General features: G+C 74.3%; 12 protein-coding genes. 11 read left to right on the forward strand and 1 reads right to left on the reverse strand.

Translation table 11 applies throughout. The features are described from left to right. Positions 1-266: 266 nt before the first annotated feature. The 3 genes from ACH4PY_RS08635 (at position 267) to ACH4PY_RS08645 (ending at position 6153) form a co-directional block, all read left to right on the forward strand. Positions 267-530, forward strand: a complete 264-nt coding sequence (locus ACH4PY_RS08635; protein WP_031519519.1) for a WhiB family transcriptional regulator — start codon at positions 267-269, stop codon at positions 528-530. Between the two features lie 278 nt (positions 531-808). Then, positions 809-4666: a glycosyltransferase gene (locus tag ACH4PY_RS08640; RefSeq protein WP_398177511.1), complete on the forward strand. Its 3858-nt coding sequence runs from the start codon at positions 809-811 to the stop codon at positions 4664-4666. Beyond that, a complete protein-coding gene (locus tag ACH4PY_RS08645) occupies positions 4663-6153 on the forward strand; it encodes a DUF5719 family protein (protein ID WP_398177514.1) in 1491 nt (496 codons plus the stop codon). The genes ACH4PY_RS08640 and ACH4PY_RS08645 overlap by 4 nt, the downstream gene beginning before the upstream one ends. 105 nt (positions 6154-6258) lie before the next feature. On the opposite strand, the gene ACH4PY_RS08650 is transcribed toward ACH4PY_RS08645, so the two are convergent. Further along, positions 6259-6702 carry a metallopeptidase family protein gene (locus ACH4PY_RS08650; RefSeq protein WP_398177517.1) on the reverse strand — a complete coding sequence of 148 codons (444 nt, stop codon included), beginning with the start codon at positions 6700-6702 and terminating at the stop codon, positions 6259-6261. Positions 6703-7036: 334 nt separating this feature from the next. Between ACH4PY_RS08650 and ACH4PY_RS08655 the strand changes: the two genes are divergently transcribed. The 8 genes from ACH4PY_RS08655 (at position 7037) to ACH4PY_RS08690 (ending at position 15343) form a co-directional block, all read left to right on the forward strand. Next, positions 7037-7399, forward strand: coding sequence for a DUF3499 domain-containing protein (locus tag ACH4PY_RS08655; RefSeq protein WP_031519528.1), 363 nt, complete (start codon positions 7037-7039; stop codon positions 7397-7399). 146 nt (positions 7400-7545) lie between these two features. Further along, complete coding sequence (locus tag ACH4PY_RS08660) at positions 7546-8904, forward strand: phosphomannomutase/phosphoglucomutase (protein WP_398177521.1); 1359 nt, start codon at positions 7546-7548, stop codon at positions 8902-8904. 297 nt (positions 8905-9201) lie between these two features. Next, positions 9202-9381 (forward strand): Trm112 family protein, encoded by a 180-nt coding sequence (locus ACH4PY_RS08665; protein WP_398177523.1) that lies wholly within the window; start codon positions 9202-9204, stop codon positions 9379-9381. Positions 9382-9510: 129 nt separating this feature from the next. After that, the gene (locus ACH4PY_RS08670) at positions 9511-10650 is read left to right on the forward strand and encodes an SIS domain-containing protein (protein ID WP_398177526.1); all 1140 of its coding nucleotides are present in this window, start codon (positions 9511-9513) and stop codon (positions 10648-10650) included. 5 nt (positions 10651-10655) lie between these two features. Next, positions 10656-11885 (forward strand): mannose-6-phosphate isomerase, class I, encoded by a 1230-nt coding sequence (manA, locus tag ACH4PY_RS08675; RefSeq protein WP_398177529.1) that lies wholly within the window; start codon positions 10656-10658, stop codon positions 11883-11885. Between the two features lie 98 nt (positions 11886-11983). Next, the gene (locus ACH4PY_RS08680; RefSeq protein WP_398177532.1) at positions 11984-12943 is read left to right on the forward strand and encodes a cation diffusion facilitator family transporter; all 960 of its coding nucleotides are present in this window, start codon (positions 11984-11986) and stop codon (positions 12941-12943) included. A gap of 228 nt (positions 12944-13171) precedes the next feature. Then, positions 13172-14623: an adenosylhomocysteinase gene (ahcY, locus tag ACH4PY_RS08685; protein ID WP_398177535.1), complete on the forward strand. Its 1452-nt coding sequence runs from the start codon at positions 13172-13174 to the stop codon at positions 14621-14623. A 105-nt stretch (positions 14624-14728) separates the two neighbouring features. Beyond that, positions 14729-15343: a hypothetical protein gene (locus tag ACH4PY_RS08690; protein ID WP_398177538.1), complete on the forward strand. Its 615-nt coding sequence runs from the start codon at positions 14729-14731 to the stop codon at positions 15341-15343. Positions 15344-15612: the final 269 nt, after the last annotated feature.

Consider the following 15612-nt stretch of genomic DNA (forward strand, 5'->3'; position numbering starts at 1 on the left):
TCCGTACGGGCGGAACGCGGCGTACAGCCGCAGCGTCTGACGGGGTGTGGGGGTTGGACGACCGGACGACGGTTGACGGTTCCGGTCTTTTGATCTGATTACAGCACTTACCGTCACGCCTTGGTTCAGCGGAGTGAATAACGGGCTCAATAGCAGATCTCGGCTTGACTCGCCCGGATCGGCGCACTTGTAATTTCACTCGTGTCGTTCAGCCGCACGCGCGGACGGCCCACACCACGGGGAAGCACGACAGACGAGGGGCGCGCATGACCGAGCAGTTCCAGTTGCTGCTGGCCGAAGAGGCCGACGAGGAACTCGGCTGGCAGGAGCGCGCCCTGTGTGCGCAGACCGACCCGGAGTCGTTCTTCCCCGAAAAGGGCGGTTCCACACGTGAGGCGAAGAAGGTCTGTCTCGCGTGCGAAGTCCGTTCCGACTGCCTGGAGTACGCCCTCGCCAACGACGAGCGCTTCGGTATCTGGGGCGGCCTGTCCGAGCGTGAGCGCCGCCGTCTGAAGAAGGGCGTCGTCTGACCGCCGACGCACCCGCCCGCACCCCCGTTCCGGCCCCCTGACCAGCGGCCGGACGCCCGCGGGCACTCCCCGGCGGACCGCCGGGACCACCCGTCCGGCAGCCCGTCCGGCCTGCGTTCGCGCACGCCGGACGGGCTGCTGTTGTTCTCACACCGGACTCCCGTCAGGCGGTGGCACCCGTGTGAGCCGTTAGTGTGGGGGGCCGTCCGAGACGCCACCCCCGCCGTACGCGGGCACCGGCGTCCACCGCAGTCCAGCGAACCGGGGCCGAAACCTCGATGTCCGTGAACAGCCCAGCACCGGCCGTCCATCCGGCCGGCACTCCTGAGTTCCCGCGCCATGTCGTCACCGCCGTGCTGGTCGCACACGACGGAGCTCGCTGGCTGCCCAAGGCCCTCGCAGGTCTGCTCGCCCAGGACCGCCCCGTCCAGGACGTCGTCGCCGCCGACACCGGCAGCGCCGACGACTCCGCCCGGCTGCTCGCCGAATCCCTCGGCGACCAGCGGGTCCTGCACCTCGCCCGGCGCACCTCCTTCGGCGCGGCCGTCGACGAGTGCGTCCGTGCCGCCGTCCCGCTCACCGCCGACGACCTGCCCTACCTCGCCCCGCGCGGCAGCGGCTGGGACCCCGTCGGCCGGCAGTGGAACGACGACCCCTACGCCGACGACCCGTTCGGCGACGGCGGCGCGTCCGAGCAGCCCCGGAACGGCGAGCCCGTGCAGTGGCTGTGGCTGCTGCACGACGACTGCGAGCCCGACCCCGGAGCGCTCTCCGGCCTGCTGCGGATCGCCGACAGCACCCCGTCCGCCGCCGTCGTCGGCCCCAAGCTGCGCAGCTGGTACGACCGCAGGCAGCTGCTCGAGGTCGGCGTCAGCATCGCCCGCAGCGGCCGCCGCTGGACCGCCCTGGAGCGCCGCGAGCAGGACCAGGGCCAGCACGACCAGGTCCGCCAGGTGCTCTCGGTGTCCTCCGCGGGCATGCTGGTGCGCCGCGACGTGTGGGAGGCGCTGGGCGGCTTCGACCGCCGGCTGCCCCTGATGCGCGACGACGTCGACTTCTGCTGGCGCGCCCAGGCCGCCGGGCACACCGTCTACATCGCCCCCGACGCCGTGCTCTGGCACGCCGAGGCCGCCTCCCGCGAACGCCGCCCGGTCGACTGCGCCGGGCGCTCCGCCGCCAACCCGCACCGCGTGGACAAGGCCGGCGCCGTCTACACCCTGCTGGCCAACACCCGCGGGCCGCTGCTGCCCTACGTGGCGCTGCGCATCGTCGTCGGCACCGTGCTGCGCACCCTGGCCTACCTCGTCGGCAAGGTGCCCGGCCAGGCCGTCGACGAGATCGTCGGCCTGCTCGGCGTCCTGCTGCGTCCCGAGCGGCTGCTCGCCGCCCGCCGCCGGCGCGGCCGCGGCGCCGTCGAACCCGCGGAACTGCGCCCGCTCTTCCCGCCGCCCGGCGCGACCGTGCGCGCCACCGTCGACCAGGTCGTCAGCAACATCTCCGGGCGCGCCGACGCCTCCGCCGCCGCGGCCGGACGGCACGGCGGCGCCATCGAGTCCGGACCCGGCGACGACGACGGCGACTTCCTGGAGGTCGAGCAGTTCGCCCGCCTCAAGCGCATCGCCCGCAAACCCGGGCCGATGCTCTTCGTGGTGCTGCTCGTCGTCTCCCTCGCCGCCTGCCGCTCGCTGCTCGGCGGCGGCACCCTCTACGGCGGCGCCCTGCTGCCCGCCGGGTCCGGCGCCTCCGACCTGTGGCGCGCCTACGCCGGTTCGTGGCACGCGCTCGGCACCGGCGGCACCGAGTCCGCGCCGCCGTACCTCGCCGTCCTCGGGATCTTCTCGACCGTGCTGTTCGGCTCCACGAGCCTGACGCTCACGCTGCTGCTGGTCGCCTCCGTGCCGCTCGCCGGGGTGGCCGCGTACTTCGCCTCCCGCCCGCTGGCCGAGTCCCGGCTGGTCCGCGCCTGGGCGTCGGTCGCGTACGCCTTCCTGCCCGCCGCCACCGGCGCGCTCGCCACCGGCCGCCTCGGCACCGCGGTGCTCGCCATCCTGCTGCCGCTGATGGCGCGCGCCGCCGTGGCCTCCGCCGGGCTCCAGCTCGGCGACGCCGCCTTGGACCGCGGCGCCCGGCCGAGCTGGCGGGCGACCTGGGCGCTCGCCCTGATGCTCACCTTCACCACCGCCTTCACCCCGGTCACCTGGCCCATCGCGCTCGTCCTCGCCGCCGCCGTCATCGCCTGGCGGCTGGTGGCCGGCCGTGGCGCGCTGCTCGTCCCGCACGTGCTGCGCTCGGCCGCGGTGCTGGTCACCCCGATCGTGCTGCTCGCGCCCTGGTCGCTGACGCTGCTCGCGCACCCCGGGCGGATGCTCGACGAGGCCGGGCTGCCGTACGGCGGCACGAGCGTGTCCGGCCTCGACCTGGCGCTGCTCAGCCCCGGCGGGCCCAAGGCGTCCGGTGGGCTGCTGCTGGTCGGCGTCGTGCTGGCCGCCCTCGCCGCGCTGCTGCGCGACAGCCGCCGCACCGCGGTGCTCGCCGCGTGGGCCGCCGCCGCGACCGGCCTGCTCTTCGCCGTGATCGAGAACGGCCACGCCTGGGCCGGCCCCGCCACGCTGGTCTACGGCATCGCGCTGCTGTCGGCCGCCGTGGTCGGCGCGGAGGGCGCCAACGAGCGCATCGCCGCGAGCGGCTTCGGCTGGCGGCAGCCCGTCGCGGGCCTCGTGGTGCTGGCCGCGGTCGCCGCGCCGCTGCTCGCCGCGGGCACCTGGGTCGCGCACGGCGCCGACGGCCCGCTGGCCCGCCGCGACCCGCAGCAGGTGCCCGCGTTCGTCGCGGAGGAGTCCACCACCAGCGACCACGCCCGCACCCTGGTGCTCACCGGGACGACCGGGCACATCTCGTACGCGCTGGTGCGCGGCGCGGGCGTGCACATCGGCGACGCCGAGATCGCCGCCCAGGCCCCGCGCGACAGCGACCTCGACTCGCTCGTCGCCAACCTCGTCGCCGGCTCCGGCGCCGACCAGGGCAGCCGGCTCGCCAAGTACGCCGTGCGGTACGTCCTGGCGCAGCGCGGCACCCCGCACGAGGTCGGCCGCGTCCTCGACGGCACACCGGGCCTGTCCCGCGTCAGCCAGGCCGACGGCAGCCAGCTGTGGCGCGTCGACACCGCGGTGTCGCGGGTGACGATCACCGCCAAGGGCACCGCCCCGGTCTCCGTCCCCTCCGGCCTGGTCGAGGCGCACACCAAGGTGCCCGCGGGCCCGGCCGGGCGCGTGCTGCGGCTGGCCGACTCCGCGTCCTCCGGCTGGCAGGCCACCCTCGACGGCTCCCGCCTCACGCCGACCACCGTCGACGGATGGGCGCAGGGCTTCGAACTCCCCGCCTCCGGCGGCCGCCTCGACGTCACCTTCAAGGAGCCCGTCACCCACATCGGCTGGCTCGGCGTCCAGGCCCTCCTGCTGCTCGTCGTGCTCGTGCTCGCGCTGCCCGGAAGGCGCCGCGAGGTCGACGACGACCTGCCGGAGGCCGAGGCCGCCGCTGCCGCAGCCGCCGCGGACATCCCCGCGCAGGGCGGCGAGGGCGGCCGCCGCGCCCGCCGGCTCCAGGCCGCCGCAGAAGCGGAGGCCGCCGCGGAGGCCGCCGCCCGGGAAGACGCCGACCCGGACCCCGGCGACCAGGGGGCACAGCAGCCGTACGACCCCGCGCAGGGCCCCTACGAGCCCGCCCAGGGCTACCAGGGCACCGAGGGCGGCTACGAGGGCGCGGAGGGCGGCTACGAGCCCTCCGAGGCCGGTTACGACCCGTACGCCGTCCCCGCCCCCGGCGCCGCGCCGGACGCCGACCCGTACTACACCGGCTACCCCGGTGAACCGCAGTGGGAGCAGCAGCCCTACCCCGCGGGCCAGAACGCCGGCTACGACCAGCAGGGCGGCTACGGCGCCGACCCGTACGGCTACCCCCAGCAGGGCGTCCAGCAGCCCGGCTACGACGCCTACGGGCAGCCGGACGGCGGCTACGGCGAGCAGCCGCCCTACGGCGCCCAGCAGCCCGGCTACGGCACCGACCCCGCGGGCTACGGCGACGGCGGGGCGTACTACGCAGAAGGCGACCACCGCCGCGACGGGAGCGACCAGCAGTGAACCGCAGCACCCTCTCCCTGGGCGGCGCCGTCGTCGTGCTCGCCGTCCTCGTCGGCGCCGCCTCGCTGAACGGCAGCGACGACTCGGTGGCCGCCCCCAAGGGCTCCTCGACCCGGCTCCCGGTGCAGCGCACCACCACGGTGTGCCCGTCCCCCTCGCCGTCGGAGTTCGCCGACACCACCTACGCGTCCTTCACCCCCTCGGCGTCACCGCTGCCCGGCCAGGCCGCGGGCAGCTCCGCCGGGGCAGCGGGCAGCGCCCAGCTGCTCACCACGGCGGCCAAGCCCGCCCCGCTCTCCCCGCCGCTGAAGCAGGCGGGAAGGACGGTCACCTACACCACCGACAAGGCCGACGCGCCCGCCCTGGTCGGCACCGCCGACGGGCCCCTCGCGCCCGGCTGGAGCGTCGGCGAGACCACCGTCGTCGACGCGGGACCCGGCCGCGCACTGCTCGGCACCTCCTGCGTCACCCCCGACAGCGAGTTCTGGTTCGCCGGCGCCAGCACCTCCGACGGCCGCCAGGACTACCTGCACCTGGTCGACCCCGACGACGCCCCCGCCGTCGTGGACATCGAGCTGTACGGCCCCGACGGGCTGGTCAAGACGTCCGGGGGCGACGGCGTCACGGTGCCCGGCAAGGGCGCGGAGCCGGTGCTGCTGTCCACGCTGACCGCCCAGAAGGTCCAGGACCTCACCGTCCACGTCGTCGTCCGCAGCGGCCGGGTCGGCGCCGCCGTCCAGGCGACGTCCGCGGGCAAGGGCGCCGACTGGCTCCAGCCCGCCGCCGAGCCCGCCACCACGCTGGTCATGCCCGGCATCCCCGCCGACGCCGTCTCGGTCCGCCTCGTCGCCTACGCGACCGGCTCCGACGACGCCGACCTCACCCTGAAACTGGCCACCGCCACCGGCGTGATCACCCCGGCCGACCACGAGACGCTGCACGTCAAGGCAGGCATGACCGCCACCGCCGACCTCGGCGACGTGACCAAGGGCGACACCGGCTCGCTGCTGATCACCTCCAGCAAGGTGCACGCCCCCGTCCCCGTCGTCGCCGGGCTGCTCGTCACCCGCGGCAAGGGCGACAAGCAGGAGCTGGCCTTCCTGCCCGCGACGTCCCCCGTCGGCACCCGCGCCACCGCCGCCGACAACCGCGACAAGGCCGCCACGGTCGCACTGACCGCCCTCGACAAGGACACCCAGGTCAAAATCACCTCGTCGCCCGGCACCGCGGGCGGCACGCCGGTGACCCGCACCGTCGTCGTCAAGGCCGGCACCACCATGGCCGTGCAGCCCGTCGCCCCGGTCGCGGGCAAGGGCTCGTTCTCCGTGACCGTCGAGAAGCTTTCGGGCGGCACTCTGTACGCCTCGCGCGAGCTGGCGCTGCCGCTGGACGGCGTGCCCATGTTCACCATCCAGCCGATGCCGGACGACCGCTCCACCGTTCAGGTGCCGCAGGCCGCGCCCGACCTGAAGATCCTCGGCAAGTAGCGGCCCGGCCACCGCGCGCCCCGGCACACAGGCGCGCGGACCGGTACAGTGCCACGCGACCGGTACATTGCCACGCCGTGGCCTACTGCCACGGGCTGCGGCCGCTCAGTCCTCGCCGTACTTCGGGTCGACGTTCTCCGGGGACAGCCCCAGCAGCTCCGCGACCTGCTCCACGACCACCTCGTGCACCAGCAGCGCCCGCTCGTCGCGGCTCTTGGCGCGGATCTCCACGGGGCGCCGGTAGACCACGATCCGGTTCGGCCGGCCGTTGTCCGCGCCGACCAGCCGCCCCAGCGGCACCGCCTCGCCGTCGGTCCCCGGCCCGTCCTGCGGCCAGGGCACCTCCTGCACCGCGAACTCCACGTCCGCCAGCTGCGGCCAGCGCCGCTCCAGCCGGTCGGCGGCATCCCTGACCAGGTCGTCGAACGCGTCGGCGCGCGACACCGCGAGGGGCACCTGCGGCGGTGCGATGGGCCCGCGCATGCCGCGGCCGTGCCGGTCGCGATGCCGCGGACGCGGGTCGGAGGGAGGCGGAACCGTACTGTCCATCAGCGTGAGCCTAGCTCCCGGTCCGCACCGGTGTCGCGGCCCGCGGGCAGCGCGGTCCGCGCCGACCCCTTTATCGTCATCCAGCGCCGGGGATCAGACCGCATCAGGCCATGAATGCGACGGAATCACGCCAGCCGGAGGCCCACGCCGGCACGTGCCGCCGTCACGTCCGCCCGCACCGCGTCCCCGTCCGCCGCCCGCCGCCCGCCATATCGCCGCAGGCCAGTGCTGCGGCCGCACCCGTGCCCCGGGAAGGGCCCCGGCGACGACACGACCGGGTGAGCCTGCGGAGAGTCGTCGCGGCCCGCTCAAGAGTGCGGTACCGTCCAACGTCGTGAGCCCTGTACGTCGCTGTTCGCGCACCGCTTGCGGCCGCCCCGCCGTCGCGACGCTGACGTACGTCTACGCGGACTCCACCGCCGTCCTCGGCCCCCTCGCCACCTATGCCGAGCCGCACTGCTACGACCTGTGCTCCGAGCACTCCGAGCGGCTCACCGCACCGCGCGGCTGGGAGGTCGTCCGGCTCGCTGTCGACACCGGCCCGGTGCGGCCCAGCGGCGACGACCTGGAGGCCCTCGCCAACGCCGTGCGCGAGGCCGCCCGCCCCCAGGAGCGCACCCGGCCCGGCGCCCGCGACATCGACCCGCTGGAGGTCGCCCGGCGCGGCCACCTGCGGGTGCTGCGCTCGCCGGAGTAGCCCCGCACCCGCCCCGCCGCAGGTCCGCCGGGTAGGTTGTGGGGCCACCGCGGCACCGCGCCGCGGCCCCGTCCGGGCCCCCGCGCCGGGCGCCGCCCGACGTGCGTGACCCGCACCGTCCGTGACCCGTACAGCAGAGGTGTGCAGTGGCCGATTTGTCGCAGCTGGTCAAGGCCTACGACGTCCGCGGAGTCGTACCCGACCAGTGGGACACCCCGCTCGCGGAGATCTTCGGCGCCGCCTTCGCCACGGTCACCGGCGCGGACGCGATCGTCGTCGGCCACGACATGCGGCCCTCGTCCCCCGCGCTGTCCGACGCCTTCGCGCGCGGCGCCGCCTCCCGCGGCGCCGACGTCACCCGCATCGGACTGTGCTCCACCGACGAGCTGTACTTCGCCAGCGGCCGCCTCGGCCTGCCCGGCGCCATGTTCACCGCGAGCCACAACCCGGCGCAGTACAACGGCATCAAGATGTGCCGCGCGGGCGCTGCCCCCGTCGGCCAGGACACCGGGCTCGCCGACATCCGCGCGCTCGCCGAGCAGTGGCTGGAGACCGGCGTCCCGGCCGGCGCCGCCACCCCCGGCACCGTCACCGACCGCGACGTGCTCGGCGACTACGCCGACTGCCTGCGCTCCCTCGTCGACCTGTCCGGCATGCGCCCGCTCAAGGTCGTCGTCGACGCGGGCAACGGCATGGGCGGGCACACCGTGCCGACCGTGCTCGCCGGGCTGCCCGTCGACCTCGTGCCCATGTACTTCGAGCTCGACGGCACCTTCCCCAACCACGAGGCCAACCCGCTCGACCCGAAGAACCTCGTCGACCTCCAGCAGCGCGTCCGCGAGACCGGCGCCGACATCGGCCTCGCCTTCGACGGCGACGCCGACCGCTGCTTCGCCGTCGACGAGCGCGGCGAGGGCGTCTCCCCGTCCGCCGTCACCGCCCTGGTCGCCGCGCGCGAACTGGCCCGGCACCCCGGCGCCACGGTCATCCACAACCTGATCACCTCCCGGACCGTCCCCGAGGTCGTCGTCGAGCAGGGCGGCGTCCCCGTGCGCACCCGCGTCGGCCACTCCTTCATCAAGCAGGAGATGGCCGCCACCGGTGCCGTCTTCGGCGGCGAGCACTCCGCGCACTACTACTTCCGCGACTTCTGGAACGCCGACACCGGCATGCTCGCCGCCCTCCACCTGCTCGCGGCCCTCGGCCGCCAGGACGGCCCGCTGTCCGCCCTCGTCGGCGCGTACGACCGCTACGCGTCCTCCGGCGAGATCAACAGCACCGTCGCCGACCAGGCGGGCCGCACCGCCGCCGTCCGGGCCGCCTTCACCGGCCGGGACGGCGTCACCTTCGACGATCTCGACGGCCTCACCGTCAGCGCCGCCGACTGGTGGTTCAACCTGCGCGCCTCCAACACCGAGCCGCTGCTCCGCCTCAACGTCGAGGCAGCCGACCCCGCCACCGTCGCCCGCATCCGCGACCAGGTCCTCGCGCTCGTCCGGGGCTGACGGCGGGGCGGACGATCCGGCTCGCGGCGGGCCGGGACGCGGTGGCCGGGGTACGTGGCAGAACGTGCGCTTCGGGCCGCGGCCGATCCCGCCTCCGCCGCTGACGGCCGGGGCCGTCAGCCCGCCACGCCGGGCCCCGGGGGACCCGTCCTGTGTCTCCGCCCGGGGCGCGGCGATAGGCTGACGGGCACAGGCCGGGCCACGTACCCGGCGGCGGGGGCGCGCCCGATCCGCGCACCCGCGACCGCACACCGGCCCGGCCACCACCGGCCGCCCACCGCCCGGAGGACACCGCACATGCCGCTCGTGGAAGCCAGCCTTCTGGACATCCTCGTCTGCCCGGCCTGCCACGCCCCGCTCCGCGAGGACGAGGACGCGGCGGAGCTGGTGTGCACCTCCGCCGACTGCGGCCTGGCCTACCCGGTCAGGGACGACATCCCGGTGCTGCTGGTCGACGAGGCCCGCCGCCCCGGCTGACCCGCCCGCGACCGCCGCCCGGCCCGCCCCCGGTGCACGGCGCCCGGTGTACGGGGCCGCCTCGCACCCGCCCGACGGGCCCCCGCAACAGGCCGCAGCCCGGCCCGCATCCGACCGACGGAGGTCGCCTTGTTCGACGAGTCGCTGCTGGAGGACCCCGACGGTCTCGCCCGCGCCGACACCCACGGGCTGCTCCGCGGGGTCGCCGCGTCCGGTGCCCGGGTCCGCACCGCACTGCGGCTCGCCGACGAGGCCGGGCTGGACGCGCTGCGGCCCGACGGCCGGCCCCGCACCGTCCTGGTGGCCGGCAGCGGGCCCGACGCCGACGCCGTCGCCGACCTCCTCACCGCGCTCGCCTCCGGCAGCTGCCCGGTGCAGGCACTCGCCCCCACCGGGCCCAGCCCCGAACGCTCCCGGTGGACGCTGCCCGGCTGGGCGGGCTCCCTCGACCTGCTCGTGCTGCTCTCCGCCCGGGGCACCGAACAGGGCCTCACCGACCTGGTCGAGCAGGCCTACCGGCGCGGCTGCACGGCGGTGGCCGTCACCCCGGCCAAGGCACCGCTCGCCGACGCCGTCGCCCAGGTCCGCGGCCTCGCCCTGCCCTTCGCGGCCACCGCGCCCGGCGACACCGTCCCGGACCCCGCCACCGACCCGGTCGCGGACACGGGCGCCTTCTGGGCGCTGCTCGCCCCGCTGCTCGCCCTCGTTGACCGGCTGGGCCTGACCAGCGCGCCCGCCGCCGAACTCCACGCCCTCGCCGACACCCTCGACGCGACCGCCGCCCGCTGCGGCCCGGCCATCGCCACCTACACCAACCCCGCCAAGACGCTGGCCGCCGAACTCGCCGACGCCCTCCCGCTGCTGTGGAGCCAGGACCGGATCGCCGCGGCCTGCGCGCGCCGCTTCGCCGCCGTCCTCGGCACCCGCGCCGGGCGGCCCGCGCTCAGCGCCGAACTGCCCGCCGCGCTCACCCTGCACGGCCCGCTCCAGGCCGGCGCCCACGCCCTGACCGCCGACCCGGACGACTTCTTCCGCGACCGCGTCGAGGACGCCGACGGGCTGCGGCTGCGCATCGTCCTGCTCCAGGAGGCGCCCGACCGGCCCGGCTCCGCCGCCCCCGCGGCCCGCGAGCAGGCCTACGCGCACGACACCCCGCTCAGCGAGATCGCCGCCACCGGCGGCAGCGACCTGCAAACGGCCGCGGAGATCCTCGCCCTGACCGATTTCACCTCCGTATACCTGGCCGTCGCCTCGACCGAGAGACCATGACCGGCATGAACCGCCTCCTCAACACCGTCCGCCCCTACGCCTGGGGCTCCACCACCGCCATCCCCGAACTGCTCGGCACCGAGCCGACCGGGGAACCGCAGGCCGAGCTGTGGATGGGCGCCCACCCCGGCGCCCCCTCCCGGCTCGACCGCGGCGCCGGACCCGAGCCCCTCGACGCCGTCATTGACGCCGACCCCGCCGCCGAGCTGGGCGAGGCCACCGTCAAGCGGTTCGGCCCGCGACTGCCCTTCCTCCTCAAGGTGCTCGCCGCGGGTGCGCCGCTGTCCGTGCAGGTCCACCCCGACCTCGCGCAGGCCAGGGCCGGATTCGCCGACGAGGAGGCCCGCGGCGTCCCGCTGGACGCCCCGCACCGCAACTACAAGGACGCCAACCACAAGCCCGAGATGCTCGTGGCCCTGTCGCCCTTCGACGGCCTGTGCGGCTTCCGCCGCCCCACCGAGGCCGCCGCCCTCATCGACGCGCTCGGCGTCGGCGCCCTGGTGCCCTACGCCGACATCCTGCGCGCCCACCCCGAGGACCGGGCGCTGCGCGAGGTCCTCGCCGCCGTCCTGGGCGCCGACCCCGCCGAGATGGCCGACACCGTGCACGCCGCCGCCGAGGCCGCCGCCCGGCTCGCCGCCACCCCCGGCACCCCGTACGCCGCCGACTACGCCGCCTACGCCGAGGCCGCCCGGCACTTCCCCGGCGACCGCGGCCTCATCGCCGCCATGCTGCTCAACCACGTCCGCCTCCAGCCCGGCGAAGCCCTCTACCTCGGCGCCGGCGTCCCGCACGCCTACCTCGACGGCCTCGGCGTCGAGATCATGGCCAACTCCGACAACGTGCTGCGCTGCGGCCTCACCCCCAAGCACATCGACGTACCCGAACTCCTGCGCATCGTCCGCTTCGAGGCCGACGACCCCGCCGTGCTGCGCCCCGAGGCCGGGGCCGACGGCGAGGAGCTGTACGCCGCGCCCATCGACGAATTCCGGCTCTCCCGGTACGTCCTGGCCCCCGGCTCCGGCCCGCGCAGCCTCGACCGCGACGCCCCGCAGATCCTGCTGTGCACCGCCGGCGAGATCCGCCTGCGCACCCCCGGCGCCACCCCGGCCGACGACGGCGGCGCCGGTACGGAACTGGCCCTCGGCCCCGGCGAGTCGTGCTGGATCCGTGCCGGCGAGCACACCGAACTCAGCGGCGAGGGCACGGTCTTCCGCGCCACCGTGGCCGCCTGACGCAACCACGGCGGGACGGACTGCAAGAATGTCCGACCGCACCCGCCCGGCACGGCGAGCCAGCCGCCCCGGGCCGACGGAAGGGACACCCAGCACACATGAGCGCCTCAGGCGGAACCAGGGCGATCGTCGCGGCACTGAGCGCCAACCTCGCCATCGCCGCGTCCAAGTTCGTGGCCTTCGCGTTCAGCGGCTCGTCGTCGATGCTCGCCGAGGGCGTGCACTCCCTCGCCGACTCCGGCAACCAGGCACTGCTGCTCATCGGCGGCAAGAAGGCCAAGCGCGCCGCCAACGAGGAGCACCCCTTCGGCTACGGCCGGGAACGCTATGTGTACGCCTTCCTCGTCTCGATCGTCCTGTTCTCCGTCGGCGGCATGTTCGCCCTCTACGAGGGATATGAGAAGGTCCGCCACCCGCACACCCTCGACCACTGGTACTGGCCGGTCGGCGTGCTGATCTTCGCCATGGCCGCCGAGGGCTCCTCCTTCCGCACCGCCGTCAAGGAGTCCAACCACACCCGCGGCTCGATGTCCTGGGTCGAGTACATCCGCCGGGCCAAGGCACCCGAACTGCCCGTCGTCCTGCTGGAGGACTTCGGCGCCCTCATCGGCCTGGTGCTCGCCCTGCTGGGCGTCGGCCTCTCCCTGGCCACCGACAGCGGGGTGTGGGACGGCGTCGGAACCCTGTGCATCGGCACCCTGCTGATCTGCATCGCCCTCGTGCTCGCGGCCGAGACCAAGTCCCTGCTCATCGGCGAGGGCGCCAACCCCGAATCGCTCGCCCGCATCCGCGCCGCCGTCGTGGACGGCGACACCGTCACCGCCGTCATCCACATGCGCACCCTGCACCTCGGCCCGGAGGAACTGCTGGTCGCGGCCAAGATCGCCGTGCAGCACGACGACACCGCCGCCGAGGTCGCTCGCGCGATCGACGCCGCCGAGGAGCGCATCCGAGCCGCCGAACCCTTCGCCCGCGTGATCTACCTCGAACCCGACATCTACAGCGAGGCCGCCGCCGCGGCGGGACCCGACCCCGACCAGACCCCGGGCGGGCGCTGACCACGCGCACCTGCGGGCGCAGCGGTCACCGGTGTAGATTCGTGAGGAGCCAGACGTCGCTGCTGATGGCGGTCGGGCGGTCGCCCCACGGTGACCGGCCGAGGGAGAGAGGGCCTCCGACGGATTGCGCTGCCGCAGGGGGACACGTGTGCCCGCATCCGGGCGACACGCCGCCCCGCGGCCGCGCCGCGTCCCTGTCCACCTCGATCGCACCGAGGAGCAGCCCGAATGACCACCACCGCCACCGACTTCAAGGTCGCGGACCTCTCCCTCGCCGACTTCGGCCGCAAGGAGATCACCCTCGCCGAGCACGAGATGCCCGGCCTGATGGCGCTGCGCGCCGAGTACGGCCCCACGCAGCCCCTCGCCGGCGCCCGCATCACCGGCTCGCTGCACATGACCGTGCAGACCGCCGTCCTCATCGAGACCCTCGTCGCGCTCGGCGCGCAGGTCCGCTGGGCGTCCTGCAACATCTTCTCCACCCAGGACCACGCCGCCGCCGCCATCGCGGTCGGCCCCGACGGCACCCCCGACAACCCGCAGGGCGTTCCCGTCTTCGCCTGGAAGGGCGAATCCCTCGAAGAGTACTGGTGGTGCACCGAGCAGGCCCTGACCTGGCCCGGCACCGCCACCGGCGGCCCCAACATGATCCTGGACGACGGCGGCGACGCCACCCTGCTCGTCCACAAGGGCGTCGAGTTCGAGAAGGCCGGGTCCGTCCCCGCGACCACCGAGCAGGACAGCGAGGAGTACGGCTACATCCTCGCGCTGCTGCGCCGCACCCTCGCCGAGAGCCCGCAGAAGTGGACGCAGCTCGCGTCCGAGATCCGCGGTGTCACCGAGGAGACCACCACCGGCGTCCACCGCCTGTACGAGATGCAGCAGGAAGGCACGCTGCTCTTCCCGGCGATCAACGTCAACGACGCCGTCACCAAGTCGAAGTTCGACAACAAGTACGGCTGCCGGCACTCCCTCGTCGACGGCATCAACCGCGCCACCGACGTCCTGATCGGCGGCAAGGTCGCCGTCATCTGCGGCTACGGCGACGTCGGCAAGGGCTGCGCCGAATCCCTCCGCGGCCAGGGCGCCCGCGTGATCATCACCGAGATCGACCCCATCTGCGCCCTCCAGGCCGCGATGGACGGCTACCAGGTCGCCACCCTCGACGACGTGGTCGAGACCGCCGACATCTTCGTCACCACGACCGGCAACCGCGACATCATCATGGCCGCCGACATGAGCCGGATGAAGCACCAGGCGATCGTGGGCAACATCGGCCACTTCGACAACGAGATCGACATGGCCGGCCTGGCCAAGATCCCCGGCATCGTCAAGGACGAGGTCAAGCCCCAGGTCCACACCTGGACCTTCCCGGACGGCAAGAAGCTCATCGTCCTGTCCGAGGGCCGCCTGCTCAACCTCGGCAACGCCACCGGACACCCGTCCTTCGTGATGTCGAACTCCTTCACCGACCAGACCCTGGCCCAAGTCGAGCTCTTCACCAAGCCGGAGGAATACCCGATCGGCGTCTACGTGCTCCCCAAGCACCTGGACGAGAAGGTCGCCCGCCTCCACCTCGACGCCCTCGGCGTCAAGCTCACCACCCTGCGCCCGGAGCAGGCCTCCTACATCGGCGTCAAGGTCGAGGGCCCCTACAAGCCCGACCACTACCGCTACTGACCCACGGCACCACTCCGCCGCCCGGCCCCGTCCGGGCGGACCGCACCACGCGGGCCCCCGCCTCCACCCGGAGGCGGGGGCCTCGCCGGATCCAGAGAACCCACCATGCCCCGCGGCCGTTACTCGCTCCATGACACCCATGACCACACCCTCCTGGGAGAAGAGCACTTCCACTGCGCCACCGGTCCCTCCGGCTGGCGCTACACCGCACAGACCACCCACCCGGACGGCAGCCACGCCGGCTCCGTCGACCTGACCGTCGACGACCTCGGCCGCCCCGTCCGCCTCGAACTGCACGCGGCCTCGTGGCAGGTCCGCGCCGCCGCCCTGGACGGCGTGACCTGGGTCCGCAGCGACCCCACCGGCGAGCACGCGCAGGAGGGGAACGCCCCCGCCCACGCCTTCACCGGTGCCTCGCCCGCGTTCCTGGTCGCCACCGCGAGACTCCTCCGCCTCGCCCCGGGCGGTCCCGCCAAGCGCGTCCGTCTCGTGTCATTCCGGCCCCCCGTGCTCGCACCCCTGAACGTCGACCAGTCCTGGTCCCTGCAATCCAGGACAGCACATCCGGCCGACAGCGGTTTTCTGCCTGTGGACAACTTCCTGGTGTCCGACCTCGCGTCCGGCGAGCAGCACGAGGTCCACCTCGCCGGCGACGTCGTCCTCGCGGCCCCCGGCATCGAGCTGGAGGACCTCGACACTCCGCCGTCCACCTTCCGCTGATTTGACGCGTGTGGGGGTGGGAGGTAGGTTAGAACGGTTGTCAGGAGCTGGCACGTCCAGCCGTGAACAATGCAGAACCTTGCCATTAGGCCAGAGGAAGACACCCAGTCTCGAGTCGGGAGAAATCCCGAGCGGGGTACCCGTGTCCCCGAAAGCCGGGTGGTAATTCCGACCGAAAATCTTCTGATAGAGTCGGAACACAACGAAGGGAAAGCCCGGAGGGGCCGGTGAAACGGTCTCGAAGGAAGCTTCCGTTCCTTGAGAACTCA

Source organism: Streptomyces sp. NPDC021224, from assembly GCF_044332905.1.
Taxonomy (GTDB): Bacteria; Actinomycetota; Actinomycetes; order Streptomycetales; family Streptomycetaceae; genus Actinacidiphila.

Coding starts and splice junctions, on each gene's coding strand:
- ACH4PY_RS08635 (WP_031519519.1), top strand. CDS start 267: ATGACCGAGCAGTTCCAGTTGCTGCTGGCCGAAGAGGCCGACGAGGAA.
- ACH4PY_RS08640 (WP_398177511.1), top strand. CDS start 809: ATGTCCGTGAACAGCCCAGCACCGGCCGTCCATCCGGCCGGCACTCCT.
- ACH4PY_RS08650 (WP_398177517.1), bottom strand. CDS start 6,702: ATGGACAGTACGGTTCCGCCTCCCTCCGACCCGCGTCCGCGGCATCGC.
- ACH4PY_RS08665 (WP_398177523.1), top strand. CDS start 9,202: ATGCCGCTCGTGGAAGCCAGCCTTCTGGACATCCTCGTCTGCCCGGCC.
- manA (WP_398177529.1), top strand. CDS start 10,656: ATGAACCGCCTCCTCAACACCGTCCGCCCCTACGCCTGGGGCTCCACC.
- ACH4PY_RS08680 (WP_398177532.1), top strand. CDS start 11,984: ATGAGCGCCTCAGGCGGAACCAGGGCGATCGTCGCGGCACTGAGCGCC.
- ahcY (WP_398177535.1), top strand. CDS start 13,172: ATGACCACCACCGCCACCGACTTCAAGGTCGCGGACCTCTCCCTCGCC.
- ACH4PY_RS08690 (WP_398177538.1), top strand. CDS start 14,729: ATGCCCCGCGGCCGTTACTCGCTCCATGACACCCATGACCACACCCTC.